We start from the raw sequence: 19,392 nt of genomic DNA, 5'->3' as shown, positions 1-19,392 counted from the left end.
GTTCTATTTCTGCTGGAGACCGAACGTTTCGAGCAGCGGCTTGTGCAGCACGATCAGCACCACGAGCGGGGGCACGAGCGCGATCATTGCGCCCGCCATGATGAGCCCCCACTCGATCTGTCCCGCCGCTGCGGTTCCTTCGAGGCTCTTGAGCCCGACCTGTACGACCTGCTGATCTTGGCTGCTGATGACCGCCAGCGGCCAGAGGTACTGGTTCCACGCGTAGATGTAGGTGATCACCGAAATGCCCGCGATCATCCCTTTCGACATCGGGATCAACACGAAGATCAGGAACCTGAGCCCGCCAACGTCGTCGAGCTTTGCCGCCTCGACGATCGACGCCGGAATCGACATAAAGTGCTGCCGGAACAGGAAGACTGCGGTCGCGCTCGCCAGATACGGCATCGTGATCGCGAGCATCGTGTTCGTCCAGTCGAGGTTCACCATCAGCTCGAACAGCGGGACGATCCGGACCGGTACCGGGAGCATCAGCGTGAACAGCACGAACATGAACGTCGCGTTCTTGTACGGGAAGTCGTAGTAGACCAGCGCGAGCGCCGCCAGAAGCGACAGGCCCACCTTCCCGACGACGATGGCAAGCGCCATGATCGTCGAGTTGATGAGGTAGGTCCACATGTTGAAGTCGGTCATCACCCGGTAGTAGTTCTCGTAGGCGTCGCTTCCGGGGGCGAGGTTCGTCACGTCGTAGATCTCGGCGACTGACTGAGTGCTCATGATCGCCGCGAGTATCAGCGGGAGCGCCATGAGCGAAATGGAGACGATCAGTCCAACGTGCATCAGCCACTGGTCGGGGAGGACGTCCCCCAGGGATTGTCGGTTCCGTCGGACCCCTGTCGTGGTGTCTTCGCCTCGTGTCGTCGTCTCTGAGACTGTTGATTCTGCCATCGATAATCACCCGTAGTGTGCGTACCGGTCCGAGACTCTGAGCTGTCCGTACATCAACAACCCGACGATCAGGAACAACACGAGCGACTGTGCGGAGGCGTACCCGAGGTTGAAGTTCTCGAAGGCGTCGATGTAGAGGTTGTAGATCAGGATGTTCGTCGCACCGCCCGGACCGCCGCTGGTCATCAGGTCGATCAGCGGGAACGTCGCGAAGAACGCGTAGATCGTGTTCATCACGATCAGGAACACGAGCGTCGGCGACATCAGCGGCACGTAGATGCGGAACAGTCGGTTGAGGCGACCGATCCCGTCGAGTTCGGCCGCTTCGTCGATCGTGTCCGGGATGTTGTTCAGTGCCGCGATCATGAAGATGATGTTGTAGCCGAGCTGTTTCCAGATCGCCGCGACCGAAACGACCGCGAACGCAAGCGGGCCGTCCTGTCGCCAGTTGAACGCGATGTCCATGCCGAAGACCGACCCGATCGCCCTGATGTAGTAGGTGAAGATTCCGAGATCGGGCTGGAACAGGAACAACAACACTAGCCCCGCCACGGCCGGCGGCAGCGCGTACGGCCAGATCGCGGTGATGAGATACACCGAGGTGAAGTGGTTCACCTCGTACATCATAAATGCGATAAATAGCGCAACCAGCATCGTACCGAACACGACGACACCCCCGAACGCGAACGTCACGAAAATGCTGTTTCGATACCGCTCGGAAGTGAACATCCGCTCGTAGTTGTAGAGACCGGCGAACGTCTCGTCGACCAGCGTCGTCTGGAACAGGCTCAACCGGAACGTGTCGATAGCCGGATAGTACAGGAACGCCAGACAGACTGCGATCGTCGGAAGCAAAAGCAGCGCCGCGAGCTTCCGGTTTTTGAACACCGCTCTCTGCGATTCAGCCATCGATTCTGTACCCCCTGTTTCGCATGGTTTCTGGCATATTGAAAAATGCGGGCTATATATCTGTCGCACCTGTTCTCGTCCGACTCCGTCCGGTCAGTTGGCCGACTCGACGTCGATTCGATCGCCGCCCCGATCCGCCGAGCCGGGTGCCGGACACGGGGATTACGACTGTCGCTCGATGTAGTCTTCGAGCGCCTCTTCGATGTCCTCGGCGGCGTCGTCGAGCACTTCGCCGACCGGATCTCCGTCCATGACTGCGACTGCGGATTCGGCGATCGTCGTCCGGGTGTCGAGGAACGGCCCGATGAGCCCGCCCCGAGTCGCCGGCGTGTCCTGGCCTTCCTGGAGCTGGTCGAGCGCGACGCGGAAGTCCGGGTTCTCGTCGTAGAACCCTTCCGCCTCGAGGTTCTCGATCGACTCCTCGCGCACGGGGAAGTAGCCGGTGCCGCGGTGCCATCGCTCCTGTTGTTCGGGCTGGGTGAGCCACAGGAGGAACTCCGCGGCAGCCTGCTGTTCGGCCTGGTCCTGTCCGTCGGGGATCCACACCGAGCCGCCCCCAATCGTGACGCCGGCACGCTGTCCTTCCGGTGCGGGGATCCGCGCGGCGGCCGCCTCGAAGTCGTTGTCCTGGGCGCCCTGCAGCATCGGGTTGATGCTGGACGTTGAATACAGCACCATCGGTGCCTCCTGGGTGAAAAAGCCCTGCTGGGCCTCGCCCCACGCTTCGATCCCGGTCGAGAGGTACGCGCCCATCTCGTCGAGCTCCTGCCACCACTCGAAGACGTTCATCCCGGCGTCGCTGTTGATGTACGTTTCCGTCGGGTCTCCGGCGCGGCCGTTTTCGTTGTTGACTAGCTCCTGGTCCTGGAGCGCGAACCACTGCTCGACGAACCACGAGTGGTTCGGCCAGGTAATGCCGTAGTTGTAGCCGGCGTCCATCAGCTCCTCGGAGTAGTCGATGACCTCCTGGAAGGTCTCCGGCGGCGATTCGGGGTCGAGCCCGGCCTCCTCGAAGGCAGTCTTGTTGTACATCATCAGCGCGTTCGAGGAGTTGAACGGCATCGAGTTGAGCTGCCCGTCGATCCGATAGTAGTTGAGCACCGGATCCAGGAAGTTCTCGAGTTCGAGCTGCTCCTCCGGGATGACCTCCTCGATGGGGACGAACGCTCCGCTGTCGTACGCCTGCTTGGTTCCGACCTCGAAGATCTGTGCCAGGCCCGGCGGGTTACCCGCGCGAACGGCGTTGATCGTCTGGTTCATCGTTTCCCGATACGTCCCCTGCTCGATCGCAGTCACTGTGATGGTGTCGGACTGCTCGCTGAAGTCGTCCGCGAGGTCCGAAACCATCTGTCCGAGGTCGCCGCCGAGCCCGTGCCAGAACTCGATTTCGACCTCGTCGACGCCCTCGACTTCACCTTCGCCGCCGACATCGGCGGGCTCGTCGTCGCCGTCACCCGTACATCCGGCCACGGCCGCCAATCCACCGACGGACGCGGCTGCTCCGACGTTCTTGAGCACGCGACGTCGCGACGCCGCTTCGCTGATCAACCGCCTACCATTATCTGACATGGTCTATCACACCTATAAGGGTCTTCTCTATAAAGGTAATGGTTTTTATCTCTCTTCCGGCTGGTGGATGGTTCAATACCATCGCGTAACTGTATTCGGTCGCCGCTCAAATAATGTTGTAATACGTATATATTCGGGTCCGAAGGGGTACGAACGTGTACCGACAGCCTTCCGACGATCTGTATTGGTATATATTAGTATAGAACACTATATATTTTTTGGCCAGCGAACGCTATGACCGTCTGTTGACGGACGGCTCCGACCCTTCGAGCGCGGTAGTGCGGTAGTGCGGTAGAAAATATAATTAATCTGTTTATTCGGGTTTAATATATATTTTATGGTAATAACCGTCGGTCCTTCCTTATCTCGACACAACTGGTGGTAACTTTGGTTTATCTCGTATCGAATAGGACGAGAACGCCGGCTTTTCGATCCCTGTTGTCGAGGGATTTCGTCGTCGTTCGACAGGTTTGTTTACAGTTCGGCAGGTTTTGTTTGCACGTGTTTATTACACTATTACTCGCACTGTTATCTGCTCTAATTCGTCGGCTTCGACTTTTTCCTGTTCTCGGCAGTGTTTGACACGTTCGAATCGGATTGCTCGGATTCGACAATCATATAAAATATATTTATTATATTCTGATTCTATATGTTCGTCGACTCTCTCCGTCGTCCACAGTCATTCCGTCGCGACGACCGCCTGTCCGTACGCGATCCCGGCGTCGCCAGGCGGAACCTGCTCGTGGCCGAGGAACGCCAACCCCACAGATTCGGTGGTTTCCCGGATCCGTCGGGAAATGGCCTCGTTGTACGCCACGCCGCCGGTGAATCCGATCGCGTCGACGTCCCGATCGACGGCCACGTCGACTGCGATCTCGGCGAGCCCCCGCGCCAGCGCGTCCTGGGCTGTCGCGGCGACGACGGCTGCCGGTTCCCTCTCGAGTAGTGTTTCGAGAGTCTCTGTCAGGCGATTCACGTCGACCACTCGATCGCCGTCGCGCCGTCGGTACGGGATCTCGATGTCGACCGGATCGTGTCCGGAAGCGGCTGCCTCGAGCCTGATCGCAGGTTCGCCCTGGTACCGTCGCTCGGTCCCGACCCCGACGAGCGCGGCGATCGCGTCGAGGAACCGGCCGGCGCTCGTCGTTTCCGGCGCGTTCACTCCCGCCTCCAGGCTCTGTCGCACGGTCGATGCATCGGCGGGTGAAAGCGCTGCCCGCTCGATCAGCAATTCGTCGATCCGATCTGGATCCGAAAGCAGGCTCGCGAGAATCCGCGCCGGCCGTTCGATCGCCGCCTCTCCGCCCGGCAGGCGGAACGTTCCGAGCCCTCCGATCCGCTCGAAGGAGCCTCTCGTCGCGTCGAGCACCTCGCCCCCCCAGATCGTCCCGTTGGGGCCGTAGCCGGTGCCGTCGGCGGCGATTACGATCGCCCGGTCGCGGTCGTGCTCGCCCAGAAGCGAGGCCGCGTGGGCGTGATGATGTTGCACTCGGATCGGTTCCTCGGTGGCGTACTCCGCGGCCAGTTTGCTCGTGAGGAAGTTCGGATGAGCGTCGCAGGCGACGACGCTCGGATCGACCCCCAGCAGTTCGGCGAGGTGATCGACCGTTTCCCGGAGGAACCTCTCGGTTGCCGGATCGTCGACGTCGCCGAGATGTTGAGAGGGAAACACCTCGTCGTCGCGAGCCAGCGCAACGGTGCTGTCGAACTCCGCTCCGAGCGCCAGCGTCGGTGATCCCTCGGACTGGCGAGGCAACGGTTGAGGGATCCACCCCCTGGATCGCCGGAGAAACCGTCGGTCGCCGTCGACGACGCGCACGACACTGTCGTCACACCGGGCGACGATCTCTCGATCGTGAACCAGCGCGGCATCGATCACGCCGGACAGGCTCCCGAAGATCTCGTCGACTGACGTACACATTGGATCTCCGGGCATGTTTCCACTCGTCATTACGAGCGGACCCTCGATCCTGGAGGCCACGTGTTTCCCTTCGGTTACGGCTTCTTCGAACAGGAGGTGGTGAAGTCCCGCGTACGGGAGCATCACCCCGACAGTGTGGAGTCCGGGTGCGACGGCGCCGAGCAAGTCCTCGTCGTCCCGTTCGAGGACGACGATCGGTCGACGGACGTCCTCGAGTTGCTCCCGTTCTGTCTCCGAGACTCGGGCGAACGACCGGATCCGGTCGACCGACGGTGTCATCACCGCGAACGGCTTCCCCGGGCGGTTCGTTCGCTCGCGCAACCGCTGTACGACCGTGGGATCGGTTGCGTCACACGCCAGATGCGTGCCGCCGATACCCCTGATCGCGACGATCTCTCCGCGGGCGAGCCGTCGCGCCGTCTCGTCGATCGCCTCCGGACCGGTCGCGCGTTCCCGGCGCTGTGCGCCCGGACTGGCCCCCCCGTCGACCGGTTCCAGAAGCGACAGCGTTGGCCCGCAGTCGGGACAGGCGATCGTCTGGGCGTGATAGCGTCGATCGGCAGGGTTCTCGTACTCCGTTCGGCAGGCGTCACACATCGGAAACGCGTCCATCGAGGTGCGCGGTCGGTCGTACGGCAACTCTCGGATGACCGTGTATCGGGGGCCACAATCCACACAGGAGGTCGCCCAGTAGCGGTGGTATCGCGACTCCGGATCCCGGACGTCCTCGAGACACCGATCACAGATTCCGGTGTCGGGCGGGATCGTTCCCGAACCACCGTCGTCGTCGGTCGACTGGAGGATTCGGAACTCCTCGCTTCCTCCGATCGTGGAGTCCCCGCTTTCGTCTCTTCGATCGACCTCGACCGACTCGACCCGGGAGAGCGGCGGCGGTCGCTCTCGGAGATCCGCAAGGAACGCCTCCACGCTCCCGGCGTCCCCTTCAAGTTCGATTTCGACCCCGGCGTCACCAGTGTTTCGAACCGTGCCGGACAGGTCGTGGTCGGTTGCCCGCCGGTAGACGAACGGGCGGAACCCGACTCCCTGGACGACGCCTTGCACGGTGAGGTCGACACGGACTCGTGAGCCTGTCATTAGCTACTCGCCGGGATGGTGAACTCGGTCGTGTTCGTGATCGTGCCCGTGGTGACCGTGCTCTCCGCGTTTCGACTCCAGGAAATCTCCGAGTTCGTCGACGCCCGCCCCGGAGCTCGCGTCGGTTTCGAACACCGGAACGTCGGGGGCAACCCGCGCGAGGTCGGCCCGAACCCGATCCAGGTCGGTTCCCACCGCCTCGGCGAGGTCGACCTTGTTTACGACCGCCGCGTCGCACTTCTGCACCAGGAGGGGATGTTTGGCGACCACGTCGTCGCCCTCGGTGGTGCTGACCACGAGCACCCGGACGGTCGCGCCCAGCGGGAAGTCCGCCGGACACACCATGTTACCGACGTTCTCGACGTACAGCGTGTCCAGTTCCTCGAGATCGAACGCGGAGAGCGCCGTCTCGATCCCGCCCGGATCGAGGTGACACTCCTTGCCGGTGTTGACGTTCTCGACGGGGATCCCGTACTCGCGGAGCCGGGTCGCGTCGTCCTCGCCGGCGACGTCGCCCACGATCGCGCCGATCTGTTCGTCCGTCGGGGCGCGTTCGAGCAGTTCCTCGATGAGTTTCGTCTTTCCGCCGCCGGTGGAGCCCACGAACTCCACGGCGAACACGCCGTGGTCGTGGGCGAGCGTCTCGTGGATCTCGCCGGCGCGCTCCCGGATCGCCGCCAGCACGTCGGCCTCGGCGTCGGTTGCGCTCTCGCCGTGATCGTGGTCCCCGTGGCCGAACCGGTGGGCCCGGGCCGCCCCCAGGCGATCTGCGAGTTCCTCGAGCCACCGAACCGGCGGGAGAGTGGCTCGGTTCGTTCGGTACAGTCGGATCGGTCGGATCGTCCTCTCGTAGTGCATGTGTCCTCTCAACGCTCCTGGGTAGCTGTCTGCTCGGTCCTGTCACCAGCCTCCGGTACTTCGATGCTCGCGAGCCGGCACTCTCGTCCCCGGACGAGTTCAGTCCGCTCACCACACTCCGGACAGCGGACGTCCGGCGCGAACCCGCCGACCAGTCCCAGATCGTCGGGTTCGTCGCGCCAGCCGCAGTCGCATACCGCAACCGGATCCACGGTCTCGGTTCGGACGGTCGCGCCCTCGCCCGCCGTTCCATCCGCGATCGTCTCGAGGCAGAACACGAGCTGCTCGGGATTGACGTGGGTCGCCCGGCCGATCTCGATCGTGATCGCGTCGATCCGGTCGGCGCCGTGTTCCTCCGCCGCCGTGATCGCGCGGTCGAGGATGCCGGAGGCGACGCTTATCTCGTGCATCAGCAGATCCGGGGGAGGGTTTCCCCCTCTGGTTCGCTCATGTATCGACGGCCGAAGCCGGTGTCGACGACGACGCGCCCGGGATGTTCCTCGGTTGCGTGCCCGACGATCGCGGCCTCCTGGCCGCCGGGACGGTCTTTGATCGCTTCGAGGACTGCATCCGCGTCGCCGGGATCCACCCCGAACACGACCTTCCCTTCGTTGGCGACCGCGAACGGGTCGATTCCGAGCACCTCGCCCGCGGAGGCGATCGCTCCCGAGACCGGAATGTCACGTTCGACCACGTCGATTCCGACGTCCGCCTTATCGGCCATCTCGTTGAGCGCATTCGCCAGCCCCCCGCGGGTGGGGTCTTTCATCGCCGTCACCTCGCCGGCCGCCATCGCCGCCCGGACGAGGTCGTTCACCGGGGCGACGTCGCTTTTCAAATCACCCGTGAAGTCGAACCCCTCGCGTTCGGCGAGCAGCGCGATCCCGTGATCACCCATCGTCCCGCTGACGATCACTGCGTCACCCGGTCGGAGACCGGCGTCGGTCACTGCGTCGCCGGCATCCACGTGCGCGATCCCGGCGGTGTTTATCACGATCCCGTCGATCTCGCCGTTGCCCATCACCTTCGTGTCGCCCGTCGAGATCGTCGCGCCGGCCTCCCGGGCAGTTTTCCGCATCGACTCGACGACGCGTTCGACGTCGGCGATCGGGGTCCCCTCTTCGAGCACGAACGAACAGGTGAGAGTGAGCGGTTCCGTCGCCCCCATCACAGCGAGGTCGTTTACGGTTCCCGCCACGGCCAGCCGGCCGATGTCGCCGCCCTGGAAGAACCTGGGCGTCACGACGTGGCTGTCGGTGGTCACGACGATCGCTTGTGAGCCGTCGCCGATCGGGTGGACCGCCCCGTCGTCCAGCGCCGCCAGTCCGACACCACCCTCGCCGACTCCGGCCGTCCGATCGCCGTCCGTGAACCGGGGCACGACGAGTTCGTCGACCAGCGACCGCATCGCCTCTCCGCCGGCTCCGTGGGCGAGGGTGACGACCTCGCCGGAGTCGTCACCGGAGCCGTCGGGGGAGCCGCCGCCCGATTCGTTACCCGAGCCGCCGCCCGATTCGTCCCTGTCCGTCTCCGGTGTGCTGTCACTGGCCATCGTTAGAGGTCCGGGTGTCCCCCGTACTCGTGCCAGATCTTGCAGGTTCCCTCGCTGCTCACCATGCAGGCGCCCACCGGATTGCCGGGCGTACACTCCTCGCCGAACAGGTCACACTCGTCGGGGTCGGCCTTGCCGGCCATGATGTCGCCGCAGACGCACTGTTCGGTCAGCGGGTCGGGGCCCCCGGTTTCCGGTTCGACGTCGAATCGTTCCCGGGCGTCGTAGTCGGCGTACTCCTCCCTGAGGGTGAGGTTCGCCCCCGGAATTTCGGCGATCCCGCGCCATTCGCCGGACGTCTTCTCGAAGACCGACCACATCGTCTCGAGTGCGGCCCGGTTCCCCTCCCGGGTCACACACCGGGGATAGGCGTTCTCCAGTCCGGCAGTGTCCTCGCGGATGTACTCGAGCAACCGCTCGATTCCGAGCATGACGTCGACCGGCTCGAAGCCCCCCACGACGACTGGTATCTCGTACTCCTCGACGAACGGCTCGAAGAGCCCGTAGCCGGTGATGGTCGCCGCGTGGCCTGCCGCCAGGAAGCCGTCGATGTCGGTGTCGGGCATCTCTGCGACGACCTCCATCGCCGGCGGGACGTACTTGTGGGCCGAAAGCACCCAGAAGTTCTCCGGGGGATCGTCGACCAGGATCGCCGCAGTGGGGGCGGCGGTCGTCTCGAACCCCGTCGCGAAGAAAACGACCTCCTCGTCGGGGTTCTCCTCGGCGAGGTCGACCGCCTCGCTTGCCGAGTAGACGATCTCGACGCGAGCGCCGTCCGCCCGGGCGTCCGCGAGGCTCTGTGTCGTCCCCGGGACCCGGAACATGTCGCCGTAGGTGGCGACGATCGCCCCCTGTTTCGCGACTGCGACGGCCTCGTCGACCTCCGGCATGTTCGTCACGCAGACGGGACACCCCGGCCCCATCCGGAGCGAGAGCCCGTCGGGGAGCATGCTCCGGAGCCCGAACTTCGCGATCGCCTGCTCGTGGGAGCCACAGACGTGCATCAGGTTCACCGATCCGTCGATCTCGGCCATCAGCGCCTCGAGCCGGTCGGCAAGCTGCTCGGCCTGCTCGGGGTCGCGAAACTGGAGTGTCTCCTCACTCATCCGCGTCACGCTCCGACTTCTCCGTCGAGTCCTCCGAGGCTGTCCGCGAACCGGCCTCGGGGCGCTGGGCGATCCCGTCGATCGTCGTCGTGGCCGCTGGCGAGTCGACGGCGGCGGGCCGGTCACCGAACTCGAGGGTGGCGTCGGTCGCGCCGATCTCCTCGAGCGCCTCGTCCTCGTCGCCCGCGAGCAGCGACTCGTACAGTTCGATCGTCTCCTCGACGTCGTCGTCGGGGATCTTCCGGATCGCGAACCCGGCGTGATTCAGGACGTAGTCGCCTACCTCGACCTCGTCGCCGACGATGTCGAGTCTGACCTCCTTTTCGACGTTCCAGAACTCCGCCCGCGCCGTGAGGCCGTCGATCTCGAGGATCTCCCCTGGGATACCGAGACACATCACTCATCACCCCCCTCGTCTCTGCGCACACTCGGGGCGGAGTCGATCTCCCCGTCGGCCTCGATCTGCATGTTCCAGGGATCGTTGCCGAGCAGTCTGTCGGGCCGAAGTGTCCCTTTCACGGTGTGGTCGTCGGCCTCGTGTTCCTCGATTTCCTCGGTGTCGATGTACGTTTCACAGTCCGTACAGTACCACTGTGAGCTCATGGTTCATCTCCTCCATCGATACGTGTAGATTTGGTCGCGAGTTCCTCGAGTACGAGATCCACCAGTTCGGGGACCCCGCGTTCGATTCGGTCGCTCAGCTCCAGGGTCGCCTCGATCCGGGCGGGCTCGATGCCGAACACCAGCAGTTCGTCCGGGATGTCGTACGCGTCTCGTCCCGCCCGCAGCGCCTCTGCAAACGAGAAGTCGTGCATCGTCATCTCCGGGACTTCGCCGGCGAAGGCGCCGTCGACGTACCTGTACCTGTGGACTGTCCCCGGTTCCGCTCCGGTCTCGATCGCGTCGACGACGATCGCCTTCCGGCAGCCACTCATCGCCTCCAGCGCGAAGAACGCGGTCGTTCCGGCGTGCGTGAGCACGACGCCGTTCGTCCGCTCGTCGGACGACGTCTCCAGCTCGTCGATCACGCGCTTCCCGACGCCGTCGTCGCCCATGATCGGATTCCCGACGCCGACCACCGCAATCTCGGCACAATCGATTTCGTCGCGTCGTTTTGCCGCCGCCGACCGGGCGTTCAGGGACGATCCCGTCATCGTCACTTCGAATCCGCCTCTTCGGCTTTTTCGTCGGCCTCGGAGCCGAGCTGTTCCTGGACGTCCGTGCTGGTGCCGAGACGCTTCGAGATCGCGTCGAACCGCTTTGTGAGCCTGTCTTTCGATCGCGTTTCTCCCCGACGTTCGGGTCGGCTCTCCTCGTCGACTCTCCATCCGTACAGTTTCCCGTGGATAATCGAGAACAGCAGGTCGTGGTTGCTCGGACACAGCGGGAAGTACGCGTGAACCCCTACCGAGACGAGGAAGAAGATCGTCGCCAGGAAGTGGATCCGGAGCATGGTCTCGTAGGCGACGGTCCCTGCCAGGAAGCCGATTCCGGCGATCCACCACGCCGGATCCGTCGCGAGTTCCGCCCAGAGTGCGAATCCCGAAAGCGTCAGGAGGATCGCGAAGAACCAGGTCGCATACCAGAACGCCGTCTGCATCGGGTGGTAGCCGGCCCACTCGCCGGTCGTCTCGTCGTACGTCCGTCGGGCCTTCTTGTATCCGGGGATGTAACTGGCCAGTCCGAGGAACGAAAGCGTGATGACGATCTGATCTTTGACCTGTTCGCGGCTGATCAGCGGCGACTCTCCGTCGACGACAAGATCGTAGTACGGGAACAGTAGCAAAGCAAACACTGCAAGCAGGACTCCCGCCCAGATGTGGATCACGAACGCGACGTGGTAGCCGTCCCAGATGCCGATGTTCAACGGCCCGTACCAGCCGGTCCAGATCGCGAGACCGGTCGCCGCCGCGAGCAGCGTGACGAGTACCATCGACCAGTGGGAGACGATAGATCCCCACCCGTGCCAGTCCAGTATCTCCTTGTCCTCCTCCTCGAGGTACTGGTACCGCTCGTAGCGCTCGGCGACGTCGAGCCAGAGCCTCGTGAGCCACCCGTCGGCGGAGTTGTCGGCCGTCTGGCGGTTCACCTCCCGGGGGTCGGCGCTTTTCTCAGACATCACATCCCCCCTCCGAGATGCCTGGCCGGGCCGGTTCGATCTCAGTCTCGAACTCTCCGTCCGGACTCTGGACGTGGACCGCACAGGCGAGACAGGGGTCCATCGATCGGATCGTCCGGAGGATGTTCAGCGGGTTGTCGACGTTGTCGACTTCGTCTCCGACGATCGCCTCCTCCAAGATGCTGGGCTGTCCCTCGCCGTCGCGTGGTCCGATGTTCCACAGCGTCGGCGTGATGATCTGGTAGCGCTCGATCTGTCCGTTCTCGACGTCCATGTAGTGGGAGAGTGCACCACGGGACGGTTCGAACAGACCGACGCCGGATCCGGTGAAGTCGTCGGTCCAGTCGTCGGCCATGAACGGCTCGGCGGGGTCGATCGCGTCGAGCCACTCGAGCACCTGGTCGCGGACCAGAAGCGCCTCCTGGGCGCGGGCGATCAGCCGATTGAGCGTGTTGCTCTCGTCGGCGCCCCCGCCCAGCGTCTCCCGGAGGTCGAACGGGTCCGCGTCCTTGATGACGAGACGGGCGAGCGGGCCGACCTCCATCGACTCCCCGTCGAACCGCGGGGCCTTGCCCCACGAATAGGCCTCGTCCTTGTCGAGGTCCGGCTCCGGCGGCTTTGCTTCGGTCGGAGCCCCTCCCGAGTCGTCCGTGTACCAGGAGTATTCGGTGTCCTCTGTGATGCCCTCGACGACCTCCTCTTTGGTCATCAGTTCGATCGAGCCGTCGCGATAGACCCCGCGCGGCAGGAAGAGCTCGCCGGTCTCGGGGTCCTCGAAGATGCCGTTGCTGTAGTACCGGTTCGGCCCCTCGCCGATGTCGGCGGCGCCCAACTCGGCTGCAGCCACGAGGATCGAGACGATGTCGTGTAACCCCTCGCCGAGTTCGGGATCCAGTTCACCAGCCTGGACGTTCTCGATCACGTCCGGGACGGCCTCGGTGGGTCCGAGCCAGTTGCTGACCTCCATTACGCGGGACTTCACCGACGCGATCGTCGAGGCGTCGGGATGGATCGCGAGACCGCCCGGGACGTAGCCGACCGGGTGGGGCGCGCGGCCGCCGAACTCTGCGAGCGCCTTCATGAGCTTGCGCTGGTTCTCGATTGCACCCATGTAGCCGTCGCCCTCGAGCGGATCCAGTCGGTCGAAACCGGTTCCCGCCACTGCATCGCTGTAGTCGGGTCCGACCAGGGCGAACAGGTGGACGGCGTGGTTCCACAGGTAGAAGATACCTTCCGCCGCGTCCCGAAGCAGCACCGCGTTCCGCGGCGGGCCATCGAAGACGCCGGCGTTCATTGCGGCGTCTTCGGCCGCCTTCGAGGAGCACAGTCGGTGACAGAGGAAACAGACGCCACACACCATCCCGGTGATCTGGGCGGCGTCCGTTGGCGGACGACCGAGCGTGATTATCTCTGCACCCCGGAACATCTTCATCTCGCTTTTCGCCTCCTGGACGACCCCGTCCTCTACCTGCAGGGTGGTTCCATGGTGGCCTTCGATTCGCGTCGTCGGATCGATCGTGATTTCTGGCATGTGTGTCGTGTGTTCGTGTGGTCAGTTTCAGTTCGATCCGTCAGTCGGCGTTCGACTCCGGTTTCTCGGGCGGGTCCTGGGTATCGGAGGGTCCCTGGTTTCCGGGCGGTCCCTCGTTCTCGGGCGGTTCTCCCCCGTCGTCGAACTTCCCGTAGCCCATCGCCTTCCGGGCGACGTGAGCGCCGATGCCGGCTGCGGCCGCGACGACGCCTGCCGCCCCCGCGTGGGTAGCGCTGACGTTCCCGAGAATGGCGGCGCTCTCGATGTCTTCGCGGAACGGCGAGAACCGATCCCAGAATCCGGGCTCCATGCAGCCGATACAGGGGGAGCCCACGTTCAGACAGACGCTCGTCCCGTCGTTCCACAGCCGGCTCATGTCGTCGCAGTGGGTGTACGGACCGGCACAGCCTTGCTTTATCAGACAGCCCTCCCCGCCAGGTTTGTCTGCGAACTCGCCACGGTCGAAGTACCCCCGCAGCGGACAGTTGTCGTGCACGAGCGGCTCGTAGAAGGGCTTCGGACGGTGGTATCGATCGAGTTCGGGAATGTGACCGTTGAGGACGGTCGCCAGCGTCAACAGCACGTAATCCGGGTTGGGCGGACAGCCGCCCAGGTTGACGACCGGGAGGTCGGCGCCGGAGGTGAAGTCGGGCCCCAACACGCCCCCTGCGCTGCGCTTCTCGAACTGGAGCCCTTTCGCGCCAGTGACGTTGTCGCCCAGACCGTAGAGTCTTTTCTTGTTCTGGGCAGCCGGCCAGCCCCCGAACGAGGCACAGTTACCGACCGCGACGACGAGTTCCGCCTCCGGAGCCAGTTCCATCACCCAGTCGACGACCGCCTTTGCCGAACCGTCGGGGTTTCGACCGACCGTCGCCGCCTCGGGAATGTCGACGGGGACAGATCCCTCGACGATGAGGATGTCCGGCTCGTCGCTCATCGCATCTATCGCCGCTGGACCGGCCTCCGGCATGATCGTCGGGTGGAAGGTCACGTCGAGTCGGAACTGCTGGAGCGCCTCCTCGAGCGTCGGATACTGGGCCTGTAGCGTCGAGATTGTACAGCCCGTACACGCCTGTCCCTGGAGCCAGACGACGTCCATGTTCCCCTCGGACGCCCGCTCGAAGGCGGAGGCGATCTCCGTCGAGTGGTTGGCGATGACGGATCCTGCGGCTGTCGCCCCCGCCAGCCGAAGGAAGTTCCGTCGAGACGTATTGGAAAGTGTTGACATGCAGTTCATTATTAACGTTTATATTAATTGAAATGGACAACAAATTCTCATCTATTGGGAATCCGCTCCTCGATTTCAGTTGATTATCGCTATGTTTTAATAGCCGAAGTAGGTTCGACGCCGTCGCTATTGTCGTTTAGCTGGAATAGCCGCTTCAGTTATGGGTTCGTCCGGCCTCATTTCGGGCGTGAGGGATTCCTCGTGACTAACGATACTATCAACTCTTCCGGCGGCGGCCTCTCGCCACTGCGGACGGTTCGAAAAGCGGGCAAAGCTGTTGCTGCACGCGCTTCACCGTTCCGTTCTACGCCCGATCTCGTCTTCTTTCACCCGCCCAGTGTCTACGACTTCCGGAACCGTACGGAGGTTTTCGGTCCGATCAGCGACGTCATCCCGTCGTCACCGGTGTTCGAAATGTATCCCGTCGGGCTAACGAGTATAGCGGATTACCTCGAGGAGAACGGCCACGACGTCCAGATTGTCAATCTCGCGAACCAGATGCTTTCGGACGCCGACTACGACGCAGAGGCCGAGATCGAGCGGTCGCAGGCGAAGTACTTCGGGATCGATCTTCACTGGCTGCCCCACTCCCACGGATCCATCGAAATTGCTCGTCTCGTCAAGAAGTATCACCCGGATTCCCCCGTGATTTTCGGGGGATTGAGTTCCTCGTACTACCACGAGGAGTTGATCGAGTACGACTGTGTCGATTACGTCGTCCGCGGCGATTCGACCGAGGAGCCGATGTTGCAGTTGGTCGACCGCCTGGAGAACGGCGGCAGCCTCCACGAGGTGGATAACCTCACCTGGAAGGAGGATGGCGAGACCGTGGTCAATCCACTCGAGTTCGTCCCATCTCACCTCGATTACGTCTCGATTCCTTCCTACGAATACGTTCTCAGGTCGGTCGTGAAGTACGGCAGCATCAAGAAGACGATCCCGTATCGCAACTGGCTCGACGATCCGGTGACGCTTCTTTTGACCTCCCGGGGATGTGCTCGGGACTGCACCTTCTGTGGCGGCGCGTGCAGCGCCTATCGGGAAGTGGTCAACCGCTCCTCACCGGCGTTTCGATCGCCGGAGCAGCTGGTCCGTGACATCAGAGACATCACTGCGTTCTCGAAAGGGCCGATCTTCGTCATCCACGACATCCGCATGGGGGGCCCTGACTTCGCGAGGGAGTTTCTCCGGCTCTTAGAGGGGGTCGACGTGGAAAACGAGTTCATTTTCGAACTGTTCGGCCCGGCAGACGAGGAACTGTTCGAACTGTTCGATCGCGCGACCGAGAACTACAGTCTCCAGCTCAGCATCGAGTCGCACGACGAAACCGTCAGACAGAACGTCGGGAAGTTCGCGACGTCGAACGAGGAGCTGGAACGAACCCTGGAGCTGGCGCTGGACCACGGCTGTAACAAGATCGACCTGTTTTTCATGGTCGGATTACCCCAGCAGACGTACGACGACGCGGTCGGCGACGTGACGTACGCCCGCCACCTCTTCGAGACGATCGACGACGAGCGGATCGCACCGTTCACCGCACCGCTCGCGCCGTTTCTCGATCCGGGAAGTCCGGGGTTCGAAAACCCCGAAGAGTACGGATATCGACGGTTCTGTGAGACGCTCGAGGACCACCGAGAACAGCTTCTCCAGCCCAGCTGGAAACACATGCTGAGTTACGAAACCGAGTGGATGACCCGCGACGAGATCGTCGAGGCGACCTACGACGCCGCGTTCGGGATGAACGAACTCAAACACGAGTTCGGCGTGATCGACGCGGAGACGTACCACGACGTCAAAACCCGGCTCGAGAAGTCTCAGGAGGTGATCGCTACCGTCGACGAGATCGTCCAGCTCCCCGAATCGGAACAGCAAGACCGGCTCGCTCAGCTCCACGACGAACTCGGCGAGTTCGGGGAGTACAGTATCTGTGGGAACGACGAACTTACGTGGACGAACGAAGGGCTCCGGAGCGTCCTTTCGCTCGGAACGCTCGGTGCGAGAATGTTGATCCGATCGATACGGGCTCCCTCGGACACCGTCGCTGCGAGCACCTCGAGAGATCCCGGCCGTCGGTGACGGGACGGCGACACTCGGACGGCACCGACGCGGTCGGACGTCACTCCAGCGATTCGGACGCGTCGAACAGCGTGTCTGCGACCGTTTCGATCGCTTCCAGCCCTTTTACCTCCCGGGGGAGTTGCGGCACGGTTGCCAGCCCGTACTCGTCGGCGTATCGATCCTGGAGGACGTCCATGTACTCCGCGTGCATTTCTGCGCGCTCGCGATGGTGTGTACAGTCTTCCTCGGTGACGTCCGAAAGCACCATGTTCGCAACGACCCGTCGGACCTCGAGATCGTGGTCCTCGAGGTCGTCGATGATTCGGTCGGTCTCGTTGACGCCGAGCCCTTCCGGGATCGTCACGACCACGAACGCCGTTCCGTCCCCCTGGACCATCTCCAGACAGTCGGCGGCGAGTTCGCGCCACTCGTCGAACAGCTCGCCGGGTCGCTTTTTTATTTCTCCCCGGGCGAGTGACCGGAGATCGGCGTATATCTTCGGTGCGGTTCCGAGGTGCTCGTAGAACTCCTCTTGCAGCTCCAGAAGCGAGATCGTGCTCCCGGCCGGTGCCGTGTCCCAGACGATCCGGTTGTAGACGTCACCCTCGAACCGATCGAGAATGTAGCTCATGACGAACTCCTCGACGACCCCCGGCGCCTTCGCGGCGTAATCGATGACCTCCCTGCCGACGCCAAGAAACGACGAGAAGACGTGATAGATGTCCTCGCCGTAGGTTTGCTTCCAGTCTTCTCGTAGCCGTTCGTAGTCCATCTCCACAGCGTCCAGACGGTCGACCCCGTCGACAGACGTTGTCTCGCCGAACACGTCTCTTTCGAGGATATCGGACAGCGACGGCGACCGGTCGGTCGACAGCAACAGCGTGCGCTGTCCGGCGCGGGCGAACTGCACCGCGGCCGCAGCCGAACACGTCGTCTTTCCGACCCCTCCTTTCCCCGTCACTGCGACCATCCGGGGGCCGTCTTCGAGATCACTCAGCGAGGTCATGTTCGGGCGTTCCCCCGGTCGGCATATGGGCGCTTCGACAGTTCCCATCGCGCGGGCTTGACTCGATTCGAACGGGTACTGACTTAAGAAACCGGGGGACTGCTACTGCTGTTCGTTTGCCCGTTCGATCCACGTACTCGCCCGTCCTTCGCCGACCTTCGCCCCCTCGGCGACTGCTCCGGGGTCGGCCGCAGCGAGCTGTGGGACCGTGTGGATACCGATCTCTCCGAGACGGTCCGCGTACGCCGGGCCGATCCCCTTTATCTTCTGCACCGGCTCCCCGTCGTCGGATTCTTCGGCGAGTTCCTCGCCGGCGGTCTCGTCCGCGTCGCCGTCGTCTTCGTGGTCTTCCGTTCGATCCTCTTTTGCGTCTTCGTCGGCCTCACCGGTCGGTTCCTCGCCGTCGGCTTCTCCGGTCGGTTCTTCGCGTCCTTCGGGAGTCTCGTCGGTCGATTCGTCGTCAGCCCCCTCGCCTTCGTCTGCTTCTCCCGGTGGCCCGGATTCGGGCTCGGGCCCGGATTCGGGATCGGGATCCCGCTCTACGGTCACTTCGGTGTCGCCACGTTCCGTCCTGTCGTCGCCTCCGCCGATACCCAGAAGCTCTTTCAGTTTCTGCAGGAGCGCCATTACGAGATGCGTACGGCAGGGGACTATTTAAACGTCCGCCGACGTCGTCGCGTGCTGCCGGTTTCCAGTTTCGGCCGACGCGGTCCTCACAGGTGAGCTCGAAGCGCCTCGTTCATCCGGGAGACTGGGGCTCGTTCGCCGGTCCAGATCTCGAAGGCCTCGACGCCTTGATAAAGCAGCATCCACGCCCCGTCGATCGTCGTCGCCCCGACTGCCTCCGCGTCCCGGAGCAGCCGGGTTTCCAGCGGTGTGTACACTGCATCCAGCACTGCGAGCCCCCCGTGCAGGAGGGCCGCGTCGACGGGGGTCTCGTCGGACTCCATGCCGACGCTCGTGGCGTTGACGAGCACGTCGGCGTCGGGAACGGTTTCCGAAAGGCTGTCGAGCCCACCGGCGGTGACCGTCCGGTCTGTCGTTCCCTCGACGGCGTCCGCGAGCGTCTCCGCCCGTTCCGCGGTCCGGTTTGTAATGTGTACCGCCGCGCCGGCGTCCCCGAGCGCGAAGGCCGCCGCACGGCCGGCGCCGCCGGCGCCCACGACGACCGCCTCGGCCCCGCGGAGCCCGACGTCGTGGTGGGCGAACGCCCGTCTGACGCCGTCGGTGTCGGTGTTGTACCCCTTCGGTCCCGCTTCGGTGAAATCGATCGTGTTGACCGCGCCGACGCGGGCGGCGAGATCGTCGGCGTCGACTGCCGCGAGCGCGTCCTCCTTGAACGGGATCGTGACGTTGAGCCCATCGATGCCCAGTGTTTCGGCCCCGTCGATTGCCGCCGCGATCGCGTCGGCGTGGGGTTCGAACGTGACGTAGCGGGCGTCCAGCCCGCACGCGTCGTATGCGGCCTCGTGCATCGGGGGCGAGAGTGAATGCCCGACCGGATTTCCGACCAGTCCGTACACCTGCATGGCCG

Annotated in this window: 18 protein-coding genes; 1 reads left to right on the top strand and 17 read right to left on the bottom strand. The window is 63.6% G+C overall.

Annotated elements, in window-relative coordinates; all coding sequences use genetic code 11:
• Nucleotides 1–3: 3 nt before the first annotated feature.
• The 14 genes from AArcCO_RS12585 to AArcCO_RS12520 all read right to left on the bottom strand — a co-directional run bounded on the left by AArcCO_RS12585 (nt 4) and on the right by AArcCO_RS12520 (nt 14,794).
• Complete coding sequence (locus AArcCO_RS12585; protein ID WP_259536437.1) at nt 4–798, bottom strand: carbohydrate ABC transporter permease; 795 nt, start codon at nt 796–798, stop codon at nt 4–6.
• A 114-nt stretch (nt 799–912) separates the two neighbouring features.
• Nucleotides 913–1,815, bottom strand: coding sequence for a carbohydrate ABC transporter permease (locus tag AArcCO_RS12580; RefSeq protein ID WP_259533855.1), 903 nt, complete (start codon nt 1,813–1,815; stop codon nt 913–915).
• 162 nt (nt 1,816–1,977) lie between these two features.
• A complete protein-coding gene (locus tag AArcCO_RS12575) occupies nt 1,978–3,384 on the bottom strand; it encodes an ABC transporter substrate-binding protein (RefSeq protein ID WP_259533854.1) in 1,407 nt (468 codons plus the stop codon).
• A gap of 679 nt (nt 3,385–4,063) precedes the next feature.
• The gene (hypF, locus tag AArcCO_RS12570; RefSeq protein WP_259533853.1) at nt 4,064–6,400 is read right to left on the bottom strand and encodes a carbamoyltransferase HypF; all 2,337 of its coding nucleotides are present in this window, start codon (nt 6,398–6,400) and stop codon (nt 4,064–4,066) included.
• A gap of 3 nt (nt 6,401–6,403) precedes the next feature.
• Nucleotides 6,404–7,258 (bottom strand): hydrogenase nickel incorporation protein HypB, encoded by an 855-nt coding sequence (gene hypB / locus AArcCO_RS12565; protein WP_259533852.1) that lies wholly within the window; start codon nt 7,256–7,258, stop codon nt 6,404–6,406.
• Between the two features lie 8 nt (nt 7,259–7,266).
• Complete coding sequence (locus AArcCO_RS12560) at nt 7,267–7,668, bottom strand: hydrogenase maturation nickel metallochaperone HypA/HybF (RefSeq protein ID WP_259533851.1); 402 nt, start codon at nt 7,666–7,668, stop codon at nt 7,267–7,269.
• Nucleotides 7,668–8,810 carry a hydrogenase expression/formation protein HypE gene (gene hypE, locus AArcCO_RS12555; protein WP_259533850.1) on the bottom strand — a complete coding sequence of 381 codons (1,143 nt, stop codon included), beginning with the start codon at nt 8,808–8,810 and terminating at the stop codon, nt 7,668–7,670. Before hypE ends, AArcCO_RS12560 begins: the two co-directional genes overlap by 1 nt.
• 2 nt (nt 8,811–8,812) lie before the next feature.
• The gene (gene hypD / locus AArcCO_RS12550; RefSeq protein ID WP_259533849.1) at nt 8,813–9,916 is read right to left on the bottom strand and encodes a hydrogenase formation protein HypD; all 1,104 of its coding nucleotides are present in this window, start codon (nt 9,914–9,916) and stop codon (nt 8,813–8,815) included.
• The gene (locus AArcCO_RS12545; protein WP_259533848.1) at nt 9,909–10,313 is read right to left on the bottom strand and encodes a HypC/HybG/HupF family hydrogenase formation chaperone; all 405 of its coding nucleotides are present in this window, start codon (nt 10,311–10,313) and stop codon (nt 9,909–9,911) included. Before AArcCO_RS12545 ends, hypD begins: the two co-directional genes overlap by 8 nt.
• Complete coding sequence (locus AArcCO_RS12540) at nt 10,313–10,519, bottom strand: hypothetical protein (RefSeq protein WP_259533847.1); 207 nt, start codon at nt 10,517–10,519, stop codon at nt 10,313–10,315. Before AArcCO_RS12540 ends, AArcCO_RS12545 begins: the two co-directional genes overlap by 1 nt.
• Entirely contained in the window at nt 10,516–11,070 is a 555-nt protein-coding gene (locus AArcCO_RS12535) for a hydrogenase maturation protease (protein ID WP_259533846.1), read from the bottom strand. The genes AArcCO_RS12540 and AArcCO_RS12535 overlap by 4 nt, the downstream gene beginning before the upstream one ends.
• Nucleotides 11,071–11,072: 2 nt before the next feature.
• Nucleotides 11,073–12,035, bottom strand: coding sequence for a cytochrome b/b6 domain-containing protein (locus AArcCO_RS12530; protein ID WP_259533845.1), 963 nt, complete (start codon nt 12,033–12,035; stop codon nt 11,073–11,075).
• The gene (locus AArcCO_RS12525) at nt 12,028–13,566 is read right to left on the bottom strand and encodes a nickel-dependent hydrogenase large subunit (protein ID WP_259533844.1); all 1,539 of its coding nucleotides are present in this window, start codon (nt 13,564–13,566) and stop codon (nt 12,028–12,030) included. Before AArcCO_RS12525 ends, AArcCO_RS12530 begins: the two co-directional genes overlap by 8 nt.
• 40 nt (nt 13,567–13,606) lie before the next feature.
• The gene (locus AArcCO_RS12520) at nt 13,607–14,794 is read right to left on the bottom strand and encodes a hydrogenase small subunit (protein ID WP_259533843.1); all 1,188 of its coding nucleotides are present in this window, start codon (nt 14,792–14,794) and stop codon (nt 13,607–13,609) included.
• 201 nt (nt 14,795–14,995) lie between these two features.
• On the opposite strand from AArcCO_RS12520, the gene AArcCO_RS12515 reads away from it, so the two are divergent.
• Nucleotides 14,996–16,870, top strand: coding sequence for a TIGR04190 family B12-binding domain/radical SAM domain protein (locus tag AArcCO_RS12515; RefSeq protein ID WP_259533842.1), 1,875 nt, complete (start codon nt 14,996–14,998; stop codon nt 16,868–16,870).
• A 40-nt stretch (nt 16,871–16,910) separates the two neighbouring features.
• Here AArcCO_RS12515 and AArcCO_RS12510 read toward each other — a convergent pair whose 3' ends face one another.
• From AArcCO_RS12510 to AArcCO_RS12500, 3 genes are all read right to left on the bottom strand, one after another.
• The gene (locus tag AArcCO_RS12510; RefSeq protein WP_259533841.1) at nt 16,911–17,858 is read right to left on the bottom strand and encodes an ArsA family ATPase; all 948 of its coding nucleotides are present in this window, start codon (nt 17,856–17,858) and stop codon (nt 16,911–16,913) included.
• 102 nt (nt 17,859–17,960) lie between these two features.
• A complete protein-coding gene (locus AArcCO_RS12505; RefSeq protein WP_259533840.1) occupies nt 17,961–18,485 on the bottom strand; it encodes a helix-hairpin-helix domain-containing protein in 525 nt (174 codons plus the stop codon).
• Between the two features lie 86 nt (nt 18,486–18,571).
• Complete coding sequence (locus AArcCO_RS12500; protein WP_259533839.1) at nt 18,572–19,387, bottom strand: shikimate dehydrogenase; 816 nt, start codon at nt 19,385–19,387, stop codon at nt 18,572–18,574.
• Nucleotides 19,388–19,392: the final 5 nt, after the last annotated feature.

It is taken from the genome of Halalkaliarchaeum sp. AArc-CO, from assembly GCF_024972735.1.
Lineage (GTDB): Archaea > Halobacteriota > Halobacteria > Halobacteriales > Haloferacaceae > Halalkaliarchaeum.
Note: the sequence above shows the minus strand (reverse complement) of the source record. Positions and strands in the feature narration are given on the sequence as shown.

What these genes read in the sequence shown, in the direction of transcription:
- AArcCO_RS12585 (WP_259536437.1), bottom strand. Translation starts at nt 798, where the DNA reads ATGCACGTTGGACTGATCGTCTCCATTTCGCTCATGGCGCTCCCGCTG.
- AArcCO_RS12580 (WP_259533855.1), bottom strand. Translation starts at nt 1,815, where the DNA reads ATGGCTGAATCGCAGAGAGCGGTGTTCAAAAACCGGAAGCTCGCGGCG.
- AArcCO_RS12575 (WP_259533854.1), bottom strand. Translation starts at nt 3,384, where the DNA reads ATGTCAGATAATGGTAGGCGGTTGATCAGCGAAGCGGCGTCGCGACGT.
- hypF (WP_259533853.1), bottom strand. Translation starts at nt 6,400, where the DNA reads ATGACAGGCTCACGAGTCCGTGTCGACCTCACCGTGCAAGGCGTCGTC.
- hypB (WP_259533852.1), bottom strand. Translation starts at nt 7,258, where the DNA reads ATGCACTACGAGAGGACGATCCGACCGATCCGACTGTACCGAACGAAC.
- AArcCO_RS12560 (WP_259533851.1), bottom strand. Translation starts at nt 7,668, where the DNA reads ATGCACGAGATAAGCGTCGCCTCCGGCATCCTCGACCGCGCGATCACG.
- hypE (WP_259533850.1), bottom strand. Translation starts at nt 8,810, where the DNA reads ATGGCCAGTGACAGCACACCGGAGACGGACAGGGACGAATCGGGCGGC.
- hypD (WP_259533849.1), bottom strand. Translation starts at nt 9,916, where the DNA reads ATGAGTGAGGAGACACTCCAGTTTCGCGACCCCGAGCAGGCCGAGCAG.
- AArcCO_RS12545 (WP_259533848.1), bottom strand. Translation starts at nt 10,313, where the DNA reads ATGTGTCTCGGTATCCCAGGGGAGATCCTCGAGATCGACGGCCTCACG.
- AArcCO_RS12540 (WP_259533847.1), bottom strand. Translation starts at nt 10,519, where the DNA reads ATGAGCTCACAGTGGTACTGTACGGACTGTGAAACGTACATCGACACC.
- AArcCO_RS12535 (WP_259533846.1), bottom strand. Translation starts at nt 11,070, where the DNA reads ATGACGGGATCGTCCCTGAACGCCCGGTCGGCGGCGGCAAAACGACGC.
- AArcCO_RS12530 (WP_259533845.1), bottom strand. Translation starts at nt 12,035, where the DNA reads ATGTCTGAGAAAAGCGCCGACCCCCGGGAGGTGAACCGCCAGACGGCC.
- AArcCO_RS12525 (WP_259533844.1), bottom strand. Translation starts at nt 13,566, where the DNA reads ATGCCAGAAATCACGATCGATCCGACGACGCGAATCGAAGGCCACCAT.
- AArcCO_RS12520 (WP_259533843.1), bottom strand. Translation starts at nt 14,794, where the DNA reads ATGTCAACACTTTCCAATACGTCTCGACGGAACTTCCTTCGGCTGGCG.
- AArcCO_RS12510 (WP_259533841.1), bottom strand. Translation starts at nt 17,858, where the DNA reads ATGACCTCGCTGAGTGATCTCGAAGACGGCCCCCGGATGGTCGCAGTG.
- AArcCO_RS12505 (WP_259533840.1), bottom strand. Translation starts at nt 18,485, where the DNA reads ATGGCGCTCCTGCAGAAACTGAAAGAGCTTCTGGGTATCGGCGGAGGC.
- AArcCO_RS12500 (WP_259533839.1), bottom strand. Translation starts at nt 19,387, where the DNA reads ATGCAGGTGTACGGACTGGTCGGAAATCCGGTCGGGCATTCACTCTCG.